The sequence below is a fragment of the Klebsiella sp. CN_Kp106 genome (assembly GCF_040064575.1).
Lineage (GTDB): Bacteria > Pseudomonadota > Gammaproteobacteria > Enterobacterales > Enterobacteriaceae > Klebsiella > Klebsiella michiganensis.
Genome location: NZ_JBEAIG010000071.1, coordinates 108,201 through 129,322, shown reverse-complemented (window position 1 = coordinate 129,322; position 21,122 = coordinate 108,201). Strand labels below are relative to the sequence as shown.

The window sequence follows — 21,122 nt, the reverse complement described above, 5'->3', positions numbered from 1 at the left end:
ACTTCACTAGCCGTCCGCAAGGAGTACAACGAAGTTATGATAGTAACTAAAGCGCCGTTGAAGATGCAAACGCCGCTGTGCTAAACGGCGTTGGCGAAGCGGCGGGAGAGCTAATCCATGAGTATCGCCATCTGAGCGGCCATATCATCCAGCAGCTGGAAGCGGCGACGATATTCGGCGCGTTTCTTACTGGCGATGCTCTCAAGCGTCTTTCTTTCCAGCTGCAGCGGCAGACGCCAGCGCCAGGCGCCGTCGGCGACCCCATCGATAGAGTGCCAGAACTCATTATAGCTGGCGTGAAAATGGCGCCCTTTACTCAGCCGATAGCGCAGCGCGCGGAAGACGTGGCCGCTGTCGCTGACCCCGTAAATGTGATGAATGTTGCAACGCGCCGCCATTAACCAGATAAATTCCATCAGCAGGCGTTTCGGGAACAGGCCGTAACAGGCGCGGGTCGCCCGTTTAATCACTTCGTGCGGAACGGTGCTGCGCGGCCCCTGCAGGCCGCCGATAGTCAACTGCCATTGCTCCTGCTGGCGGGTGACGCTAAAGGTCGCGCTGGCAAGCACAATCTCATCGCTATCGCGCAGCCACAGCGTCGTTTCGCCCTCGCGTTCGGCTTTGCCCGCCGAGGAAGCGGAGAGCGTAAACCGGCTGTCGTCTTTGCCTGTCAGCTCAAGCAGCGGCACATCTTTCGCGGCGGTCATGGCCCCGGCGAGGCGCGAGGCGCCCAGGGAATCAACGAACTGATAGTGGCTGATAATGGCCTGAGCGCGCTGGCTGGCGTTTAACCCGCGGGTTAAATACTGGCGATGGACTTTACCCGGCAGCGTCACCTGAGCGGCGAGCAGCTGATTGAAATCCGCACGCGCCGACAGGCTCTCCAGCATGCTGCGCGTTGGCGCATAAAATAATGCCGTGCGCAGTAAAAACTTAAGCCGGTAATGACGTTGTTGCCAGATGGGGGCGGGGGTGATCCGGCCCATCACCAGATCGGCAATGAGATTTGGGCGTCGCTCAACTACGCTGGCTGAATGCAGGCTGTTATCCGTCACGATGAATACCTCGGTGTTATTTAGCCTCTATTCTATGGATATATCGTGGGGAGCTTAATGCCCGGCCGGACTATATTTGGCTTTCGTTTAAAATCGATTGAGGTGCCAATTTACGGGCGGTGAAGCCGCAGGGTTTTCCTATAATTATGCGAGGAGGACGAAATATGTATCAGCGTATTTACGGTTGCGACTGGCGTAATATCTGGCTGGTGGGCGACCTGCACGGCTGTTTCGCACGCCTGATGGCGGCCCTTCGTGAGCGCAAGTTTGACCCTTACCAGGATCTGCTTCTTTCGGTGGGCGATCTGATCGATCGTGGGCCACAAAGCGCGGAGTGTCTGGATTTACTGCGCTATCGCTGGGTTTACGCGGTGCGTGGAAACCATGAACAGATGGCGCTGGAGGCGCTTGCCGACGGCGATATGAGGCTCTGGGAGATGAACGGAGGCGACTGGTATACGCAGCGTGCGGCGAGCCAAAAGCAACGCCTTACGGCGCTTATTGCCCGCTGCCGCCGACTGCCGCTGATTATTGAACTCCACAGCGGTGAGCAGGTGCACGTGATTGCCCACGCTGATTACCCCGCCGCGGTTTATCGCTGGCAGCGCGTTGTTGATGAGCACCAGGTGCTGTGGCGTCGGCAGCGTCTCACTGACCATCTCGCCGGGCGTCACGGGGCGATTGCCGGCGCTGACCATTTCTGGTTCGGCCATACGCCGCTGAAACGACGCTACGACAGCGATAACCAGCACTATATCGATACGGGGGCCGTGTTTGGTGGAGAGCTAACCCTGGTGGCGCTACAGCTGGCAGGCTAAAAATCGCTGTATTCTCGGGCGGGAAGCCAGAAACTATCGATAAAATCTTCTACCGGAAAGCAGCCGCCGTGGCGTATCCGCTGATCGTCCATGGCCGTTGTGCACTGCCGCTCGTTATCGTAAACATCGACAACGATATCTTCACAGCCGCCGTCCAGGTAACAAATAAACAGCACTAAGGCAAACATCCGAGCCTCATATCCTGAAAAACATAGCGTTAAGTGTAGGAGATGACGGAGAAGCGGGGAAATAAATAACCCGTCTCAGGCGACGGGTTCAATTGAGTCAGGCGAGGCGCATGACCCAGGCATCGGACTGGCGATCGTAGTGCTTACGGTAGAGGACGGAATGTTCACCATCAAGTATGGCGGGTACGCTGGTGTCCGCGTCCCATGCATCAAGCTGCATGCATAAATCCGGATCGGATTTGCAGGGGATGCTTAACGTTCGCTCTCCCTGCTGTTCGCCGTGCAGTTCGGCGTCGTCTATCTCAAACGCGCCGATACGTACGTTAGTTTTGGCCATAAATTCACCCCGGTTGTCTGCTGAGTTGTGGTACGACCAGTTAAGGCCGCCATTTTTCAGCGTAGACAAACGGGCGTAAAGCGCCAGTGAAAAAATGCTGTTTTTCGACGCGCCATCACGCTTTTTTGCTAAAAAGCTTACCGTCACGCACCAGTTCGCGGGGATAGCTATTTTTTAAACGCGACCCGACTTTTTTCGCCAGCCCGATCGGCGCGCCCTGATAGGTGACAATCGCATCATCCTTCTGCGGGAGCGTTTCAGGATAGATATCGCGACCGCGATACCACTCTTCTGCTTCGGCCTCCGTCAGCGCCAGGGGAGCGGCCGGCGCGGCAAGCGCAATCACCGCTTCGTGCTGCCAGCGGTAGCCTTTGTTATGGGTTTCGGCGATCCGGATGCCGATGCGGGAAAAGCGCACTTTGCCAAATAACGCTTCGAGCGCCTGTGGGAATAACCAGATTTCTTTATCGCGCTGCCAGAGCGTATGGTCGGCGGTCCACTGCAAACCGACGGCGGCGGCGGCGGCAATTACGGCGGCGGATTCGCGGGTTTTAAGCGGCGTGAAGGGGAATTTCCCCACTTTATAACCCGGCGCCGGGAGCGGGTCGATGGCCGCGGTTTTACGTAAACGGGCGACGAAGAACCCTTCGCAGTCAAAAATTTGCGGGAAGACGTGCAGGAAGCCCTCCTCGGTGAGGGCTTCGCTGGCCTGCGGGAACAGTGAGCCGAGCGGCACGACTTCTACCGCCTGCGGATAGCGCGCCAGCAGCCCGTTGACCACCTCTTCGTTTTCTTGCCGGTTCAGGGTACAGGTGGAGTAAACCAGCGTCCCGCCGGGGCGAAGGGCGTGAAACGCGCTGTCAATCAGCTCGCGCTGGGTCACCGCAATTTCCGCGTTGCTTTCCGGCGACCAGTTTTTCAGCGCATCGGGATCTTTACGTACTACCCCTTCGCCGGAGCAGGGGGCGTCGAGCAGGATCGCGTCAAAGCATTCCGGCAGCGCGGCGCCGAATACCCGACCATCGAAATGGGTCAGCGCCACGTTGCTGATTCCACAGCGGCTGATGTTGGCGTGCAGGACTTTAACCCGGCTGGCGGAATATTCATTGGCCAGAATGCCGCCTTCATTACCCATGCGGGCGGCGATTTGCGTGGTTTTAGAACCCGGCGCGGCGGCGACGTCCATCACCCGCTTCGGCATCTGGCCGTCGGCAAACAGCGCGGCGACCGGCAGCATGGAGCTGGCTTCCTGAATGTAAAACAGCCCGCTAAGGTGCTCGGCCGTGCTGCCCAGCGGCAGGTCGTCTTCATCTTCACGCTCGATCCAGAAACCCTCTTCGCACCACGGAACCGGCGTGAGCTGCCAGCGGTAGGGGGCGACCAGCTGCAAAAAATCAGCCACCGTGATTTTCAGCGTATTGACGCGAATGCTTCGCCGCAGCGGGCGCTGGCAGGCGGCGATAAAGTCGTCGAAAGAGAGATGCGTCGGCATTGCCGCACGCATTTGAGCGAGGAATTCTTCAGGAAGATAGACAGCGTTTTGAGCCACGGGGAGCGCACCACAACGAAAAAAGGGGGCGTAGTTTACCATAAAGGCTCCGGCGGCGGACACCGGAGCCTGTTATGCTTAGCGCGGCAGGGCGGTGCCCCATTCGCGCCACTCTTTCGGTTCGCTCTCCAGCAGCAGGAAGTGTTTGCCATCCTGCGCTTTCGGCGCCAGCGGCGTACCCGGAGGCGTCGCAAACGCGATGCCGCCGCGAATGAACTGATTAAAGGTACCGGTTTTCACCACCCCGCCAATCAGGCCAAAGTCGAGGCTATAGCCGGAAGCCAGCCAGAACACCGAGTTGTTGCGCACCAGATACTGATAACGCTTGCTGATACGCAGCTGTACCATCACGCGATCCGACATCGAACCGAGCATCAGACCGGTCACCGTGCCGACTTCGAGCCCGCGGAACAGCACCGGCGTGCCGATACCCAGCGAACCCGCTTCCGGTACTTCGACGATAATGCTCAGGCCGTCGATATAACGTGAATCGCTGATCGTGGTTTCCTGTATTTCGAAATCACGGCGCGGCGCACCGCGTCCCGGCTCGACGTTGATATAGGCCTGGAAAAGGGTATCCAGATGTTCGACGCCCGCCGCGGATATCTGCGGCGTAATCACCGAGAAACGCGTCCCGGCGCGGGCAAAGGTATTGACGTATTCCGGGTAGAGAACCGCTTTCGCCTGCACTTCGTTTTTCGCGGTAATTAAATTCAGCGACTGGATCTGGCCAATATCAATCCCCAGGTAGCGAATTGGCATCCCTTCGGCGATTTTACCGGCATCGAAGGCGTGCAGGGTTATCTGCCCACCCACCGCGCGGGCGGCGGTTTCTGACGCATACAGCACGCGTTTGTTATCGATCCGCGCGCTGGCGCTGGCGCCGCTGAGGTTATCAAAGCTAATCGCGCCCTTCAGCGCGCGGGAGAGCGGGGATGCCTGCACCGTCAGGCCGCTGCCGTTAAGCTGCACTTTCGCGCCGCCCTCGGCCCAGAACACGCTGTTGCTGGTCAGCAGATGGCGATACTCCGGCTTGATATGGATATTGATTTCAAAGGCGTTCTTGCGCGGCTGCACGGTGATGATTTCCCCGACCGCAAATTTACGGTACAGCACCACGGAGCCTGCCTGCACGTCCGGCAGCGTCTCGGCTGAGAGCGTAAGCGTGGTGGTCGGCAGATCGCTCATGCTGTTTTCCAGCGCCTTTTCCTGGTTTGCGTACAGCGGATAGCGGCTTTGCATCGCCCCTTTGTCGCCCGGGATAACGCGGATCCCGCCGCTGACCCATTCGCTGGCGCTGGCCCCGAGGAACTCCACGCCATCGATGCCGACTTTAACGTCGATGCGGCTGTTGACCACGAATTTGCTATCGCCGCGTACCAGAGAACGGTACTCCGGCATCACCGCCACCTGGAACGTGACGCCATCGGCGTTCAGCTTGCGCTCCAGAACCTGGCCAATCTGCACGCCGTGCAGAATCAGCGGCTGCCCGGCGTCGATGCCGTAGCTTTCCGGCGCGGTGAGCGTGACGGTCGCGACATCCGGCTCTTCCAGAATGGATTTATCGGCAGGCAGCACCGCAAACTGGTTGCGGGGTTCACCCTCGCCGGGGACCAGCTCGAAGGTGGTGCCGGTCAGCAGGGCGCTGACGCTGGGGTTATCCAGCGAGATTTTTGGCTTCTTCATCTGAATAAGCGTCTTCTCGCGCAGCAGGCTGACGACGCTCGGGTCGACGGTCATTTCGCCGGTCACTTTCCCGTCGCCATTGAGATTCAGCTTACTGAGCTGGCCGACCTCCAGGCCCTGGTACATCAGCGGCGTAGAGCCCGCTTTTAAGCCTGCGCCATCCGGGAGATCCAGTTTAACCACCACGCCGCGCTGGCTGTGCGCCAGGTCTTCGTATAAGTGATAGTCCGTGTTTTGCTGAGCCTGTGGAGAATCATCCGGGGAATCAAAGGCGATAGCGCCGTTCACCAGCGCCGAGAGGCTGTCCAGCTGGACTTTCGCTCCGCTCAGGCTGACGTCCGCCTTCACGCCGGATACGTTCCAGAAACGGCTCTCTTTTTTCACCAGGTTAGTGAAACGCCGCTCGATCAGCACATCAATGGTGACGCCCTGATTGTTCGGATTAATGGCGTAGTCATATACCCGGCCGACCGGAATCTTACGGAAGTAGACCAGCGAGCCGCTGGTTAACGAACCCAAATCCGCTGACTTGAGATGAATCATCAGCTCGCCGTTATTGATGTGGTACTTCGGCTGGGTATCGAGGGCGACAAAGTGATCCTCGGGCTCGCCCTGGCCGGGCATCATGCCGATATAGTTACCGCCCACCAGCGCATCCAGGCCGGACACGCCAGCAAGCGAGGCTTTCGGCGTCACCAGCCAGAACTGCGTCTCCTTGCGCAGCGCATCTTTCATATCGCCCTTGACGCTGGCGGAAACCTCAATTTTGCTCAGATCTTTACTCAGCGAGATGTTCTCCACCGTACCGACTTCTACCCCCTGATAGCGGATAGGTGTGCGGCCAGGAACGATACCGTTAGCGGACTGGAAGTCGATAACGATCGTCGTACCGCGATCCTGGTAGCTGGTCCATATCAGCCAGCCGGCAATCAGCAGCGCGATGACCGGCAGCAGCCAAAATGGCGAGATACGGCGTTTAGTTTTAATTTTGGCTTCAGTCGGCGAAGCGGGCGTTTCCTGACTCATGTGCGTCCCAAAGTAAGCGGCTGTCCAGCCATTCAACAGCAAGGATAGTTAATATTACCGCGGCGCCAAAATAGACCGCGGCGGGCCCCATCGTAAACGCGAGGAGCTGATCGCGGTTGATCAGCGACATGGTTAATGCGATGACAAAAAGATCCAACATAGACCAGCGGCCGATCCAGGTAATCAGCCGCAGTAGCAGGATGCGGGTACGTAATCCCTGTTCACACTTGAATTGTATGCTGACCAGCAGCGTAAACAATACAATTACTTTGGTGAATGGGACCAGAATACTGGCGATGAACACGACGCCGGCGATAGCGACGTTGCTGCTGGCCAGCGACATAATGCCGGAAAGGATGGTGTCATCCTGACGCGCGCCGTTGACGTAGATAATCGAGATCGGCAGCAGGTTGGCAGGCAGCAGGAAAACCATTGACGCAATCAGCGCAGCCCAGCTCTTTTGCAGGCTCTGGCGGCGTCTGTGGCGCAGGGGAGTGTGGCAGCGACGGCAGCGGCCGCGCGAATCGCGATGGCCGGTATAATGGCAGCCGAGGCAAACCTGCAGGTTTTCATCCGGCCGCAGCGCCGGGCGCTGGGGGTAAAAACGCTCCCAGAGCTCCTCAACGTTCATATGGATAAGCGTCAGGATACTGAGCAGGGTGAGGGAGATATAGGCGATAAGCCCGATGCCCGGCTGCAGGAAGGCGTAATCCTGCACCTTAATGGAGGCGACGCCGATGCCGACCAGGTAAATATCCAGCATCACCCACTCTTTGAGCCGCTCCAGCATCAGCAGTATCGGGCGCAGATTCATGCCCAGCACGTTGCCCAGCCACAGATAGGCGATTGAGACCACCAGCAGCACCGGCGCCACGACCGCGCAAAATAGCACCATCGCCGCCGTGAGCGGATCGCCCTGGCCGGTCATTTGCCAGATGCCCTGAAGGACGTTAGCGTCGATACGCACGCCCAGCAGATGCAAACGCAGCAGCGGTTCGCTCCAGGCAAAAGGCATCAGCAGCAGCATCGCGATTGCCATGCTGCCCAGCCGGGTAAGCGACCAGTCGCGGCCATCGCGCACTTTGGCGTTGCAGCGGGGACACCAGGCGCTTTGATTCTTTTTTAGGACCGGTAAACGAAACAGCAGGTCGCACTGCGGACAGCGCTGATAGTGAGCGTGCTCAACGGGGGCGCTGACCGAGTAGACGACCATTTTTTTTGCTGGCGTAATCCTGGGTGTTTTTAGTGGCATTTATAGCTTACAGAAATGAGTGTATCTCTCTATCTTAACTCAGGAATGAATTCATCTTGAGCATGAATGCATTTAAAGCTTATTTTATTAGGCTGTAAGTGTAAGGTAGTAAGACAACTAAGCGACCAAATAATGAACAAATCAGAATTCTACGCGGATTTGAACCGCGATTTTCAGGCGTTAATGGCAGGCGAAACCAGTTTTCTGGCGATGATTTCAAATACCAGCGCGCTGCTGTTCGAGCGGCTGACCGACGTGAACTGGGCCGGTTTCTATCTTCTGGAAGGTGACACGCTGGTGCTTGGCCCGTTCCAGGGCAAGCTGGCCTGCGTGCGGATTCCGGTCGGACGCGGCGTATGCGGGACTGCCGTCGCGCAGAATCGCGTGCAGCGGGTAGAGGATGTTCACGCGTTTGATGGGCACATCGCCTGTGACGCCGCCAGTAATTCGGAAATTGTCTTCCCGTTACGGGTGAACAATCAAACTATCGGCGTCCTGGATATCGATAGCACGGCGCATTCCCGCTTCACCGCTGAAGATGAGCAGGGACTGGCAGAACTGGTCGCGCATCTGGAAAAACTCATTTCTGCGACTGATTATCAAAAAATATTCACCCGCGTCGCAGGATAATCAACGGATAACGTAGCATTTACCGATGACGTCATTATAATGACGCCTGTTCATGCCTGCGGCTTGTTGGCTACGTCCGTTGTAATCAGGAAATTTCATGGAAAATCAACCTAAGTTGAATAGCAGTAAAGAAGTCATTGCGTTTCTGGCCGAACGTTTCCCTCAGTGTTTTAGCGCTGAAGGCGAAGCTCGCCCCCTGAAAGTCGGTATTTTTCAGGATCTCGTTGAGCGCGTTGGCGGAGAGATGAATCTCAGCAAAACCCAACTTCGCGCTGCTTTGCGTCTTTATACTTCGAGCTGGCGCTACCTGTACGGCGTTAAGCCTGGCGCAGTCCGCGTTGACCTTGATGGCAACCCGTGCGGCGAACTGGAAGAGCAGCACGTCGCTCATGCCCGTCAGCAGCTTGAAGAAGCAAAAGCCCGCGTCCAGGCGCAGCGCGAAGCGCAGCAGGCCAAAAAACGCGAAGCCGCTGCCGCAGCAGGCCAGCCGGAAGAGGGGGCACGTCGCGAGCGTAAACCGCGTCCTCAGCCTCAGGCGCGTCGTAAAGACGGCGCTGAGCAGCGTAAACCTCGCCCGGCAGCAGCAGCCAAAGCGCCGCGCGAAGAGCGTCATACCCCTGTATCAGATGTGTCTGTATTGACCGTTGGCCAGGCACTGAAGGTGAAAGCAGGCAATAATGCAATGGACGCCACCGTCCTGGAAATCACCAAAGATGGCGTTCGTGTACAGCTGACTTCTGGTATGTCAATGATTGTACGCGCAGAACACCTGGTGTTCTGAAACGGAGGCCGGGCCAGGCATGAACAAATTCTTTAAGCTCACCGCGTTGGCGGGCCTGCTGGTAATCGCAGGCCAGTCGTTCGCCGTGGACGATATCACCCGGATCGATCAAATCCCCGTGCTGAAAGAAGAGCCGCAGCACGCGACGGTGAGCGAGCGCGTCACATCGCGCTTTACCCGCTCTCACTACCGGCAGTTCGATCTTGATAATGCCTTTTCGGCAAAAATTTTCGATCGCTACCTGAACCTGCTCGACTACAGCCATAACGTGCTGTTAGCCAGCGACGTGGCCCAGTTTGCCGCGAAAAAGAATCAAATCGGCGATGAGCTGCGCAGCGGGAAGCTGGACGTTTTTTACGACCTGTATAACCTGGCGCAGAAGCGTCGATTTGAGCGTTATCAATATGCATTGAAAGTGCTGGAACGTCCGATGGACTTTACCGGCAATGACAACTTCAACCTTGACCGCAGCAAGTCTCCCTGGCCGAAAGATGAGGCCGAGCTGAATGCGCTGTGGGACGCCAAGGTGAAGTTTGATCAGCTCAGCCTCAAGCTGGCTGGCAAAGATGATAAAGAGATTCGCGAGACCCTAACCCGTCGCTACAAGTTTGCCATTCGCCGTCTGGCGCAAACCAATAGTGAAGACGTTTTCTCGCTGGCGATGACCGCCTTTGCGCGTGAAATCGACCCGCATACGAACTATCTCTCTCCGCGCAATACCGAACAGTTCAACACCGAAATGAGCCTGTCTCTCGAAGGTATCGGCGCGGTACTGCAGATGGATGACGACTACACGGTGATCAACTCACTGGTGGCCGGTGGTCCTGCGGCGAAGAGTAAATCCATCAGCGTGGGCGACCGTATCGTTGGCGTTGGCCAGCCGGGTAAAGGCATGGTTGATGTCATCGGCTGGCGTCTTGATGATGTCGTGGCGCTGATCAAAGGTCCCAAGGGCAGCAAGGTTCGTCTGGAAATTCTCCCGGCGGGTAAAGGCGCGAAAACGCGGATTGTGACCCTTACGCGCGAACGCATTCGTCTTGAAGACCGCGCGGTTAAGATGTCAGTCAAAACCGTCGGCAAAGAGAAGGTTGGCGTGCTGGATATTCCGGGTTTCTATGTTGGCCTGACGGACGACGTCAAGGTTCAGCTGCAGAAACTGGAGAAACAGAACGTTAGCAGCATCGTTATCGATCTGCGCAGCAACGGCGGCGGGGCGCTGACCGAAGCGGTTTCGCTTTCTGGCCTGTTTATTCCATCCGGCCCGGTTGTCCAGGTTCGCGATAATAACGGTAAGGTGCGTGAAGACAGCGATACCGACGGCGTGGTGTACTACAAAGGCCCGCTGGTGGTGCTGGTCGACCGTTTCAGCGCCTCGGCTTCTGAAATTTTCGCCGCCGCGATGCAGGATTATGGCCGCGCGCTGATCGTCGGTGAGCCGACCTTTGGCAAGGGGACCGTCCAGCAGTATCGTTCGCTGAACCGCATTTACGATCAGATGCTGCGCCCTGACTGGCCGGCGCTGGGGTCCGTACAGTACACCATCCAGAAATTCTACCGTATTAACGGCGGGAGTACTCAGCGCAAGGGTGTGACGCCGGACATCATGATGCCGACCGGAACCGAAGAGCGTGAAACCGGCGAGCAGTATGAAGATAACGCGCTGCCGTGGGATAGCGTCAATGCGGCAACCTTCGTGAAGTATGGTGACCTGACGCCGTTCGGACCCGAGCTGCTGAAGCGCCACGATGCGCGTATCGCCAAGGATCCTGAGTTCCAGTACATCATGAAGGACATTGCTCGCTATAACGCGATGAAAGACAAACGCAACATCGTCTCCCTGAATTACGCGCAGCGTGAAAAGGAGAATGAAGAAGATGATGCGATTCGTCTGGCCCGCGTTAACGATCGCCTGAAACGCGAAGGCAAGCCGCTACTGAAAAAACTGGAAGATCTGCCGAAGGATTACCAGGAGCCTGACCCGTATCTTGATGAAACGGTTCATATTGCGCTCGACCTGGCCCATGAGGAAAAGGATCGGCCAGCGGTCGAGCCGCCGGCCAGTAAATAATCCCCCAACGGGCACACTAAGTTGTGCCCGTTTTCTTTCTCGCCTTTCCCAACGTTCATTGCCTGATTTCAACAAAATGTCAACGCTTTTGCCCAGCGTCAGCAATATGCTACAAAATGTAAAGTTGTGTCTTTCTCGTGACTTAGCGGGGCCTGATGGTTGAAAATTGGCGTTCTACCCATACCATGTGGGTAATCGCATAGTGCGTTTTGTTAAATCGAGGTTAAAAGAAAATTATGATGCGAATCGCGCTTTTCCTGCTGACCAACCTGGCAGTGATGGTGGTGTTCGGGCTGGTGCTGAGCCTGACGGGAATTCAGTCAAGCAGCATGACCGGGCTGCTGATCATGGCCCTGTTGTTTGGTTTCGGCGGCTCAATCGTTTCGCTGCTGATGTCGAAATGGATGGCGCTGAAATCGGTGGGTGGGGAAGTCATTGAGCAGCCGCGTAACGAAACCGAGCGCTGGCTGATGAATACCGTCGCGCAGCAGGCGCGTCAGGCGGGCATCGCTATGCCGCAGGTCGCTATCTACCATGCGCCGGATATTAACGCCTTCGCGACCGGCGCGCGCCGCGATGCGTCGCTGGTGGCGGTCAGTACCGGGCTGCTGCAGAACATGAGCCGTGATGAAGCGGAAGCGGTTATCGCCCATGAGATTAGCCACATCGCCAACGGTGATATGGTCACCATGACGCTGATCCAGGGGGTAGTGAACACCTTCGTTATCTTTATCTCGCGCGTTATCGCGCAGATTGCGGCGGGCTTCCTCGGCGGCAACCGCGATGAAGGTGAAAGCAGCAACGGCAACCCGCTGATCTACTTTGCGGTCGCCACGGTGCTGGAGCTGGTATTTGGTATTCTGGCCAGCATCATCACCATGTGGTTCTCCCGCTACCGCGAGTTCCATGCGGACGCCGGTTCAGCGAAGCTGGTAGGGCGTGAGAAAATGATCGCCGCGCTGCAGCGGCTGAAAACCAGCTATGAGCCGCAGGAGGCCAGCAGCATGATGGCGTTCTGCATTAACGGCAAAGCGAAATCCATGAGCGAGCTGTTTATGACTCACCCGCCGCTGGATAAACGTATTGAAGCCCTGCGCAGCGGCGAATACCTGAAATAACCGTCGCGCCTGGCCCTGAAAACAAAAATCCGCAACCTTCGGGCTGCGGATTTTTTTATGCCGGTTTTGCGTTACAGCCTGACGCGCGGCTGCGTGACGCGTAGCCCGCTGACGGCGGCCGCGACGACGGCAAACGTTCCGGCCAGCAGAAGCGCGGTGTGGGTTCCGCTATTGCCCAGCAGGTTAAACAGCAGCGCCACCAGCGCGGCGCCAGTGCTCTGTCCAAGCAGGCGCGCGGTCCCCAGCATGCCGCTTGCGCCGCCGCTGCGATGAGCCGGCGCTGACGAGACGATGGTGTGATTGTTGGGGGACTGGAACAGGCCAAAGCCCGCGCCGCAGAGCGCCATTCGCCAGATAATATCCAGGTCCGACGGCGCGGAGGGCAGTAAAGCCAGGCCGAACAGGCCGCAGGCCATGATGATTAGACCCATCGCGCCCAGCAGCCCGGCGTGAACTTTCTCAATCAAATATCCCGCCAGCGGCGCCATGACCATAGTGGCCAGCGGCCACGGCGTCAGGAGCAGACCGGTTTCCACTTCGCTACGCCCCATCATTGACTGCAGGAAGAACGGCAGCGAAACCATCGCCAGCATCTGGGCGCAAAAAGAGCATATCGACGTACAAATTGACAGAGAGAATAGCGGAATGCGCAGCAGGTCAACCGGCAGCAGGGGGACCGGCATTTTGAGCTGGCGGCGGACAAAAAAGAACCCGACGACCAGCATGGCCATAACCTCCGCCGCAACCAGCGCGCCTGACTGGCCCTGAGCGAACCCGCCGAGGGCGGTAATCAGTAAGCCAAAAGTGAGGGCATTCATGATGGCGCTCGGCAGGTCGAAGCGGGTAACCTTGCTGCGGCCGGTGTTAGCTGGCAGATAGCGCATCGCGAGAAGCAGTGAAATAATCCCCAGCGGAACGTTAATCAGAAACAGCCATTGCCATGAAGCCATTGAGAGAATCGCGGCGGCGATGGTCGGCCCCGCCGCGGAGGAGACGGCCACCACGAAAGAGTTGATCCCCATCCCGCGGCCGAGAAAGCGCTGAGGATAAATCAGGCGAATCAGCGCGGTGTTAACGCTCATCAGCGCCGCGCCGCCGAGCCCCTGCGCCACGCGCGCCAGGGTCAGCATTTCCAGGCTTCTGGAGAGCGCGCAGGCCAGTGACGTGAAGGTAAAAAGCACCAGGCCGATTTTATAAATACGCCGGTAGCCGACCATATCGCCGAGGAAAGAGAGCGGCAGCAGCGCGATAACGATAGCAATTTGGTAGGCATTAACTATCCAGATTGAAGAGGCCGGGGATGCGTTTAAATCGCTGGCGATGGTCGGCAGGGCGACGTTGGCGATAGCGCCGTCCAGCACCGCCATCGCCAGGCCTAATACAATGGTCAGAATGGCGCCGTAACGCTGCGGTAAAGGCAGCCCATCGGAGATGTTTTTATCCATGTGAAGTCTGTATCTTATCGGGAACTATTAACTGGTTAATAATTTTAGCATTGATTATTCAGCGGCATGTCGCAGATTTGTAACGAATCGGCAGAAGAACGATTGCGGGTAACGGGATGCGAATTTATAATAAAAACCGGTTCTAATTTTTATAAAACAGTTGCGATGAGGTGATAAATGGCAGTTGCAGATTTGGATAAACAGCCAGATTCTGTCTCTTCGGTATTGAAGGTTTTTGGCATTCTGCAGGCGCTTGGCGAAGAGCGTGAAATTGGCATTACCGAACTGTCCCAGCGCGTCATGATGTCAAAAAGCACCGTTTATCGCTTTTTGCAGACCATGAAATCGCTGGGATACGTAGCTCAGGAAGGTGAGTCCGAGAAATATTCTCTGACCCTGAAACTCTTCGAACTTGGCGCGCGGGCTTTGCAGAACGTTGATTTGGTGCGCAGCGCTGATATTCAGATGCGCGAGCTTTCACGCCTGACGAAAGAGACCGTCCACCTGGGCGCCCTGGATGAAGACAGTATTGTTTACATCCACAAAATCGACTCAATGTACAATTTGCGCATGTATTCGCGCATCGGGCGTCGTAACCCGCTGTACAGCACCGCGATCGGTAAAGTGCTGCTGGCCTGGCGCGATCGTGCCGAGGTTGAGCAGATTCTGGAAGGGGTGGAGTACAAACGCAGCACCGACCGTACTATCACCAGCACCGAAGAGCTGCTGGCGGTTCTCGATAAGGTCCGCGAGCAGGGGTATGGCGAAGATAACGAAGAGCAGGAAGAGGGGCTGCGCTGCATCGGGGTTCCGGTTTTCGACCGCTTCGGCGTGGTTATCGCGGGCCTGAGTATCTCTTTCCCGACGCTGCGTTTCTCGGAAGAGCGCCTGAACGAGTACGTGGCGATGCTGCACACGGCGGCGCGTAAAATTTCAGAACAAATGGGCTACAACGATTATCCGTTCTGACCTTGTGCGTAAATCGGGCTACAGCGTCTGTAGCCCGATCGTGACTAGCCGTTATCGACTACCGTGGCGCTTTTTCGCAGGATAGGGCAATCGGTAATGCCGATAATACCGCTGCTGGAATGAACATATTGTGCGGTACTGATGCCGCGAGCCGTGAGATATTTACACTGCAATCCCAGCCCCCCGGCATTCTCGCTGCTGCCCATTAATACGCCGTAGCCGCTTAATAATACGCCAATCCACAAGATAGCCAGCACCACAATGGTACGAATGATCAATCGCATTGTTGCCTCATTATTTGTATTATCCTTGCGTCCATTCTGGCATGAACATCGTTTGAAACAAGTCTATGATTCCTAAACTTGCCTTTCGTATTACAGTTAGCCGCGGTTTAAGAAGGTCATGTTATCCTGGCGACATCTGGTACTGATGCGGAGTGTGGAGTGAAAAAATTACGCTGGGTTTTGCTGATAGTCATCATCGCAGGTTGTTTACTGCTATGGACTCAGATGCTTAACGTAATGTGCGATCAGGATGTACAGTTCTTCAGCGGCATCTGCACTATCAATAAATTTATTCCCTGGTAAGACATTTTTAATATGACTGATTTTCTTCTGCCGCGCGGGTGGTAGAATAAACGCCTTCTCTTTGAGGTGGTGAAATGAGTGAGTTACTAAATCCTGGGATTGTAAGCCTGGCATCCGTGGCGCTTTCAGTTGTGCTGTTGCTTGTCGGCCTGTTGTTATGGTTTTTTGTTAATCGCGCCAGCTCGCGCGCTAATGAGCAGATAGCGCTGCTGCAGGCGCTGCTGGATCAGCAAAAGCGGCAAAACGCGCTGCTGCGCCGTCTCTGCGAGGCCAATGAGCCAGAGAAGGAGAGTGTCGCAGAACCTTCCATCGCCGAGAAGGGGAAAGGCGACGACGACTTCATTCGTCTGGTCGCAGAGCGCTAATCTGATTGTCAGGTGTACATCGTGACGGTGTGCGCCTGTATCTCCCCGGTGTATAACGTATCCTTATCGATAAATTCTCTTCCGAACGTAAACCTGCCCACCGGCAAGCGGAGGCGGCGCGTTTATGCTCTCTTTAATTAGTTTGTTTAATTCATCAAATAAAAGAACAGGAAAGACCTGACTGTCATCAGGCGTTCATTATTGCGGTGAAGTATAGACAATATTTTAAGTACTTCAATTAACGCGCTTCGATATTATGCCATGGGCCTGTAAAGCAATTTTTCAACTATCGATATGAGCTTTTAAATGCATCTTTATGCAATGCTTTCTGACTCCCCCTAAAATTGGCAGCTTGGCTCTACGCGGGGCCCGGCAAGCTGAAGTCATTGAGCAATGGCGGATAAACTCCCAGGCAGGGGGCCGTCTCAGCGGCGCCAGCGCGGGGGGAGAAGGATAAGCCAGAGGAAGCAAAGTCGCATAAATGTGCAGGTGATCAAATGATTCCCTTATAATTTGTGCGAGCGATCGAGAGCCGTCTAAAAATGGCTTGCCATTATTTACGTAGTATGTGATAACACGTTTCGGGTTAAACGAGGTACAGTTCTGTTTATGTGTGGCATTTTCAGTAAAGAAGTCCTGAGTAAACACGTTGTCGTTGAATACCGCTTCTCTGCCGAACCTTATATTAGTGCCTCATGCAGTCATGTGTCAGTTTTATCTATGTAAGTGCCCCACGGGCGAAGAAAACAGTCTAAGGAATTTTGCAAATGGCAAAGATTAAAGGTCAAGTTAAGTGGTTCAACGAGTCTAAAGGTTTTGGCTTCATTACTCCGGCTGATGGCAGCAAAGATGTGTTCGTACACTTCTCCGCTATCCAGGGTAACGGCTTCAAAACTCTGGCTGAAGGCCAGAACGTTGAGTTCGAAATTCAGGACGGCCAGAAAGGTCCAGCTGCAGTTAACGTAACTGCTATCTGATTTAGACCACTGAATCTTGTAAGAAAGCCTCGCAGCCGCGGGGCTTTTTAGTATTTATTGCAAATCATGTCATTTTTCCTCCCTCTGTTGCGCTTTGTTGCAAAACAACATCCTTATTAGCACTGTTTAGCAACCTGTTTTGTATATATCTGTTAAATCAGGTGGTTGCAAAATAATGATGGAGCTAAGGTGCAAAAGAACAAACTTAAGTCGGCCGCCAACTTTACCCCTCTGCGGTTTGGGTTGTTATGCGTGGCCATTCTTTGCTGTATGGGTCTGCTGCTGGCCCGGGTAGGCTGGCTGCAAATTGTCTCTCCCGACAATTTGGTTAAACAAGAAGATATGCGCTCCTTGCGCGAAGAGCCTATCGACGTGCAGCGCGGCATGATTAGCGATCGCGAGGGCCGCCCGCTGGCGGTTAGCGTGCCGGTGAGCGCCATCTGGATCGATCCGCAAACAACTCTCGCAAAAGGCGGCGTCGGATATGGCCCGCGCTGGCAGGCGATGGCGCAAGCTTTACACCTCAACCTTAGCGAGCTTGCCCATCGCGTGCAGGCGCATCCTCATGCGCGTTTTCTCTATCTGGCGCGCCAGATAAACCCGGAGCAGGCGGAGTGGATCGACAAGCTGCACCTGCCGGGGATTAATCTGCGCGATGAGTCGCGTCGTTTTTATCCCGCGGGGCACGTTGCGGCTAATCTGCTGGGCTTTACCAATATCGATAATCAAGGAATCGAGGGGGTAGAGAAAAGCTTTAATGCCCAGCTAACCGGTCAGCCCGGGCGTCGCCTGGTGCGCAAAGACCGGCACGGCAACGTCATCGAAAATATCACCGAAGTCCCGGCGGTCCCGGCCCACAATTTGCAGCTCAGTATCGATGAGCGTCTGCAAACGGTGACCGAGGACGCGCTGGATAACGCCGTGCGCTGGAACAAAGCGGAATCAGGGGCGGCGGTATTAATTAAAATTGATACCGGGGAAATCCTGTCGATGGCCAGCTACCCCGATTTCAACCCTAACAATCGCGATGACGCGAAGCTGGATGATTTCCGCAATCGCGCGATTAGCGATACTTTCGAGCCGGGGTCGACGGTTAAGCCGCTGGTGCTGATGACCGCGCTCCAGCAGGGCATTGTTCAGCCGGATAGCGTGGTGGATACCCATCCGTTTACCCTCGACGGTCATCGTATTCGCGACGTCGGTTACTACCCTGAGCTGTCCCTCACCGGCATTCTGCAAAAATCCAGCGATACCGGCGTTTCACATTTGTCGCTGGCCATGCCGATTCAACATCTTATCGATACCTATAAAGCGTTCGGTTTCGGCGACTCTACCGGTCTGGGATTAACCGGTGAAAGCGCCGGGCTGATGCCGCAGCGTCGCTACTGGGGACAGCTGGACCGGGCGACATTCGCCTTCGGCTACGGCCTGATGGTTACGCCGCTCCAGCTGGCGCACGTTTACGCAACTATTGGCAGCTACGGTATTGAGCGTCCGCTATCGATCACGCGTATCGATCCGCCGGTCATGGGCACCCGAGTGATGCCGGAGCAGATTGTGCATGAAGTCGAACATATGATGGAGAGCGTTGCCTTGCCGGGCGGCGGGGGCACAAAAGCGGCGGTGCGCGACTATCGGGTGGCGGTAAAAACCGGTACCGCCAAGAAAATTGGCCCTGACGGGAAATATATCGACAAATACGTGGCCTACACCGCAGGGGTGGCGCCCGCCAGTAACCCAAAATTTGCGCTGGTAGTGGTGATGAACGACCCCAGCAACGGTTCGTATTACGGTGGGGCAGTGTCGGCGCCGGTATTCAGCCAGATCATGGGCGATGTCCTGCGCCTGGAAAACGTGATGCCAGATGGGATGCCGCAGGGTTCTGAAAACCTGATCGTCATGCATCATGACGGCGTGCTGCCGCCTGCGCTGTAACGGTGGCCTGGAGGGGCGAATAGCGCTACACTTTCGCCCTTTCAGCACACCGGAGTTGCCATGTCTTACAGTTGCCCACTTTGCCACGCGCCGCTTGAGCGCCGCGATAATAGCTTTATCTGCCCGCAGCGGCATCAGTTCGATCTGGCGAAGGAAGGGTACGTCAATTTACTGCCGGTGCAGTTTAAGCGCTCCCGCGATCCGGGCGACAGCGCTGAAATGATGCAGGCCCGGCGGGCGTTTCTCGATGCGGGTCATTATCAGCCGCTTCGCGACGCGATCTGCGCTTATCTGCACACTTTCGCTCCGACCGATTTACTGGACATCGGCTGCGGGGAAGGCTACTACACGCACGCTTTTGCCGCCATCGCCAGCCGCAGCTGGGGTCTGGACGTGTCGAAATCCGCTATCCGCGCGGCGGCAAAACGGTACCCGCAGGTCAACTTTTGCGTCGCCTCCAGCCAGCGTTTACCGTTTGAGGATGCAAGCCTGGATGCGATAGTACGTATTTACGCCCCCTGCAATGCCGTTGAGCTGGCGCGCGTTGTCCGCCCCGGCGGCTGGGTCATCACCGCGACGCCGGGGCCTCGTCACCTGATGGAGCTGAAAGGGTTGATATACGACGAAGTGCGTTTGCACGAGCAAAACGCGGAAGAGATGGCAGGGTTTACGCTACGTCACCAGCAGCAGCTGGCCTATCCGATGCAGCTTAACGGCAGCGAGGCGGAAGCTTTACTGCAAATGACGCCGTTTGCGTGGCGGGCTAAGCCGCCGGTTCGGGAAGCGCTGCGTCAACGGGTGGGATTTGACTGCCAGACCGATTTTGCCATTCACTGCTGGCAGCGCGACGCCTGAGGATCAGCCGGCGAAATGGCTCCAGAGGATCTGGGCGCCGATGCCAATCAGCACGATACCGCCGAGGATTTCCGCCCGTTTGCCGAGCAGCGGGCCGATAAAACGTCCCACCATCATACCGAGCGTCGACATTATCAGCGTGGCGCAGCCGATAGCCAGCGCGGTGGCGATAATGTTGACCTGCAGAAACGCCAGGCCAACGCCGACGGCCATGGCGTCAAGGCTGGTAGCGAATGCGGTGGTCACCAGCAGCCAGAAACCGTGGCGTCGCGGAGTTTCGCAGTCGTCGTCGTTGCCGCCGCGAAACCCTTCGATAACCATTCGACCGCCGAGAAACACCAGCAGCACAAAGGCAATCCAGTGGTTCCACTCAAGAACAAACTGGCTGGCAAGCATCCCCATTCCCCAACCGACCAGCGGCGTGAGCGTTTCGATAGCGCCAAAGATAAGACCCGTGCGCAGGGCTTCAGAAAATTTAGGTTTATGGAGAGTGGCGCCTTTGCCAATAGAGGCCGCGAAGGCGTCCATGGACATGCCGAAGGCAAGAAGAATTGTAGCGGATACATTCATGAGAGCGTCCTGACCGGGGATAATCCATATGACACATCGCCGCCCCCAGTAAAAATACGCAGCCCATCCTGAAGATGAGGCGCCGCGTACAGCAGCGATGCGTCTATGGTCTCGCCTGATTGAAGACGTTCTTCTTCAACCCGTACGTGCCACGTTTTGCAACGAGTATGTTGACACGTACATTTTCTGGCAGGCAGAAAATTGGCTACTCCCCAACGACGGGCGCAACCTTAACATAATTTTAGAATATAAAACAATAACAGAGTCAGGTTATTTTGCTAACCAAATGATAACGATTTTCATTTAAATTCAGAAGTGAATAATTCGTTAATAAATATCAGCGAATTAAACGAATGGAATATAGCCGCGGCTATATTCCATTCGCCGGGGAATGACAAAATATAGCGCAGGCTATATTTTTAACTCATTGAGTTGAAATGAGAAGTTTGTATATTTTTTCCAGGTCGTCGATATTTTGTACGCGAATTAGCAGGCGACGCTGCTCTAATTGCATGACCAGCACGCCATCTTCCGATAAATTCATCTCTTTAATACGCTTATATTCGATCCAGATATTGGCGAAAAAAAAGCCTTCTTTTTTGAAGATGATTTTGGGTGAACGGATCCAGAAAAGATATAACCCCATCAAGGCCAGGGCAGATAATAGCCAGGTGGTGATAAGTTCGCCCTGGCTGGCAATATTGTTATAAATCAGGATAGCAATGAGGCCGACGAAGATAATGCCATCGACGCGATTGCGGCGGAGCAGGGGGATAGCCAGCAAAACGGGGCCATTGCGGCGCGGCATGATGAACTGATCGTAAATCGCAAACGCGAGCAGAACGAGAATAAACAGGATTAACACCAGGTCCGTGATTGTCATCCATCCTCCAAATAAAAAAGCCGGGGGC

22 protein-coding genes and 1 riboswitch are annotated in these 21,122 nt (G+C 55.7%); of the genes, 12 read left to right on the top strand and 10 right to left on the bottom strand.

The annotated features are described in order from the left end of the window. Positions 1-110: 110 nt before the first annotated feature. Positions 111-1,055 (bottom strand): VirK/YbjX family protein, encoded by a 945-nt coding sequence (locus tag ABLU96_RS27365; RefSeq protein ID WP_004852075.1) that lies wholly within the window; start codon positions 1,053-1,055, stop codon positions 111-113. 164 nt (positions 1,056-1,219) lie between these two features. Between ABLU96_RS27365 and pphA the strand changes: the two genes are divergently transcribed. Beyond that, entirely contained in the window at positions 1,220-1,873 is a 654-nt protein-coding gene (pphA, locus tag ABLU96_RS27360; RefSeq protein WP_025106137.1) for a protein-serine/threonine phosphatase, read from the top strand. Here the strand turns inward: pphA and ABLU96_RS27355 are convergent. The 5 genes from ABLU96_RS27355 to yebS form a co-directional block, all read right to left on the bottom strand. Continuing rightward, positions 1,870-2,061 carry a YebW family protein gene (locus ABLU96_RS27355; protein ID WP_004122014.1) on the bottom strand — a complete coding sequence of 64 codons (192 nt, stop codon included), beginning with the start codon at positions 2,059-2,061 and terminating at the stop codon, positions 1,870-1,872. The genes pphA and ABLU96_RS27355 overlap by 4 nt on opposite strands. 97 nt (positions 2,062-2,158) lie before the next feature. Beyond that, on the bottom strand, positions 2,159-2,398 hold the full coding sequence (locus ABLU96_RS27350) for a YebV family protein (RefSeq protein WP_004852069.1): 240 nt from the start codon (positions 2,396-2,398) through the stop codon (positions 2,159-2,161). A gap of 115 nt (positions 2,399-2,513) precedes the next feature. After that, positions 2,514-3,947, bottom strand: a complete 1,434-nt coding sequence (gene rsmF / locus ABLU96_RS27345) for a 16S rRNA (cytosine(1407)-C(5))-methyltransferase RsmF (RefSeq protein ID WP_074189027.1) — start codon at positions 3,945-3,947, stop codon at positions 2,514-2,516. 78 nt (positions 3,948-4,025) lie between these two features. Continuing rightward, the gene (locus ABLU96_RS27340; RefSeq protein ID WP_025106139.1) at positions 4,026-6,659 is read right to left on the bottom strand and encodes a PqiB family protein; all 2,634 of its coding nucleotides are present in this window, start codon (positions 6,657-6,659) and stop codon (positions 4,026-4,028) included. Beyond that, positions 6,628-7,911 (bottom strand): membrane integrity lipid transport subunit YebS, encoded by a 1,284-nt coding sequence (yebS, locus tag ABLU96_RS27335; RefSeq protein ID WP_025106140.1) that lies wholly within the window; start codon positions 7,909-7,911, stop codon positions 6,628-6,630. The genes ABLU96_RS27340 and yebS overlap by 32 nt, the downstream gene beginning before the upstream one ends. 132 nt (positions 7,912-8,043) lie before the next feature. Here yebS and ABLU96_RS27330 point away from each other — a divergent pair, with 132 nt between their 5' ends. The 4 genes from ABLU96_RS27330 (at position 8,044) to htpX (ending at position 12,508) form a co-directional block, all read left to right on the top strand. After that, positions 8,044-8,541, top strand: coding sequence for a GAF domain-containing protein (locus ABLU96_RS27330; protein WP_014229825.1), 498 nt, complete (start codon positions 8,044-8,046; stop codon positions 8,539-8,541). A 97-nt stretch (positions 8,542-8,638) separates the two neighbouring features. After that, positions 8,639-9,322, top strand: coding sequence for an RNA chaperone ProQ (gene proQ, locus ABLU96_RS27325; RefSeq protein ID WP_004852059.1), 684 nt, complete (start codon positions 8,639-8,641; stop codon positions 9,320-9,322). A 19-nt stretch (positions 9,323-9,341) separates the two neighbouring features. Next, the gene (gene prc / locus ABLU96_RS27320) at positions 9,342-11,390 is read left to right on the top strand and encodes a carboxy terminal-processing peptidase (protein WP_014229824.1); all 2,049 of its coding nucleotides are present in this window, start codon (positions 9,342-9,344) and stop codon (positions 11,388-11,390) included. Between the two features lie 236 nt (positions 11,391-11,626). Continuing rightward, positions 11,627-12,508, top strand: a complete 882-nt coding sequence (gene htpX, locus ABLU96_RS27315) for a protease HtpX (protein WP_014229823.1) — start codon at positions 11,627-11,629, stop codon at positions 12,506-12,508. A 71-nt stretch (positions 12,509-12,579) separates the two neighbouring features. Here htpX and ABLU96_RS27310 read toward each other — a convergent pair whose 3' ends face one another. Next, positions 12,580-13,953 (bottom strand): MFS transporter, encoded by a 1,374-nt coding sequence (locus tag ABLU96_RS27310; protein WP_048261011.1) that lies wholly within the window; start codon positions 13,951-13,953, stop codon positions 12,580-12,582. Between the two features lie 177 nt (positions 13,954-14,130). Here ABLU96_RS27310 and kdgR point away from each other — a divergent pair, with 177 nt between their 5' ends. Continuing rightward, entirely contained in the window at positions 14,131-14,922 is a 792-nt protein-coding gene (gene kdgR, locus ABLU96_RS27305; protein ID WP_004103314.1) for a DNA-binding transcriptional regulator KdgR, read from the top strand. 44 nt (positions 14,923-14,966) lie between these two features. Here kdgR and ABLU96_RS27300 read toward each other — a convergent pair whose 3' ends face one another. Further along, positions 14,967-15,206 (bottom strand): YobH family protein, encoded by a 240-nt coding sequence (locus tag ABLU96_RS27300; protein ID WP_004122000.1) that lies wholly within the window; start codon positions 15,204-15,206, stop codon positions 14,967-14,969. Between the two features lie 159 nt (positions 15,207-15,365). Between ABLU96_RS27300 and mgrB the strand changes: the two genes are divergently transcribed. From mgrB to rlmA, 6 genes are all read left to right on the top strand, one after another. Beyond that, positions 15,366-15,509: a PhoP/PhoQ regulator MgrB gene (gene mgrB / locus ABLU96_RS27295; protein WP_002911375.1), complete on the top strand. Its 144-nt coding sequence runs from the start codon at positions 15,366-15,368 to the stop codon at positions 15,507-15,509. 74 nt (positions 15,510-15,583) lie between these two features. Next, on the top strand, positions 15,584-15,874 hold the full coding sequence (locus tag ABLU96_RS27290) for a YebO family protein (protein ID WP_049102490.1): 291 nt from the start codon (positions 15,584-15,586) through the stop codon (positions 15,872-15,874). 609 nt (positions 15,875-16,483) lie between these two features. Next, positions 16,484-16,600: a DUF2627 domain-containing protein gene (locus ABLU96_RS27285; protein ID WP_004134862.1), complete on the top strand. Its 117-nt coding sequence runs from the start codon at positions 16,484-16,486 to the stop codon at positions 16,598-16,600. A 41-nt stretch (positions 16,601-16,641) separates the two neighbouring features. Continuing rightward, entirely contained in the window at positions 16,642-16,851 is a 210-nt protein-coding gene (cspE, locus tag ABLU96_RS27280; protein WP_001062678.1) for a transcription antiterminator/RNA stability regulator CspE, read from the top strand. A 189-nt stretch (positions 16,852-17,040) separates the two neighbouring features. Continuing rightward, a complete protein-coding gene (gene ftsI, locus ABLU96_RS27275; RefSeq protein WP_014229820.1) occupies positions 17,041-18,786 on the top strand; it encodes a peptidoglycan glycosyltransferase FtsI in 1,746 nt (581 codons plus the stop codon). Positions 18,787-18,846: 60 nt separating this feature from the next. Then, positions 18,847-19,641: a 23S rRNA (guanine(745)-N(1))-methyltransferase gene (gene rlmA, locus ABLU96_RS27270; protein ID WP_032750363.1), complete on the top strand. Its 795-nt coding sequence runs from the start codon at positions 18,847-18,849 to the stop codon at positions 19,639-19,641. Positions 19,642-19,644: 3 nt separating this feature from the next. On the opposite strand, the gene mntP is transcribed toward rlmA, so the two are convergent. After that, positions 19,645-20,211 carry a manganese efflux pump MntP gene (mntP, locus tag ABLU96_RS27265; RefSeq protein ID WP_014229818.1) on the bottom strand — a complete coding sequence of 189 codons (567 nt, stop codon included), beginning with the start codon at positions 20,209-20,211 and terminating at the stop codon, positions 19,645-19,647. Between the two features lie 71 nt (positions 20,212-20,282). After that, a riboswitch (yybP-ykoY riboswitch) is annotated at positions 20,283-20,437 on the bottom strand. Positions 20,438-20,635: 198 nt separating this feature from the next. Further along, on the bottom strand, positions 20,636-21,094 hold the full coding sequence (locus ABLU96_RS27260) for a DUF986 family protein (protein ID WP_004852044.1): 459 nt from the start codon (positions 21,092-21,094) through the stop codon (positions 20,636-20,638). Positions 21,095-21,122: the final 28 nt, after the last annotated feature.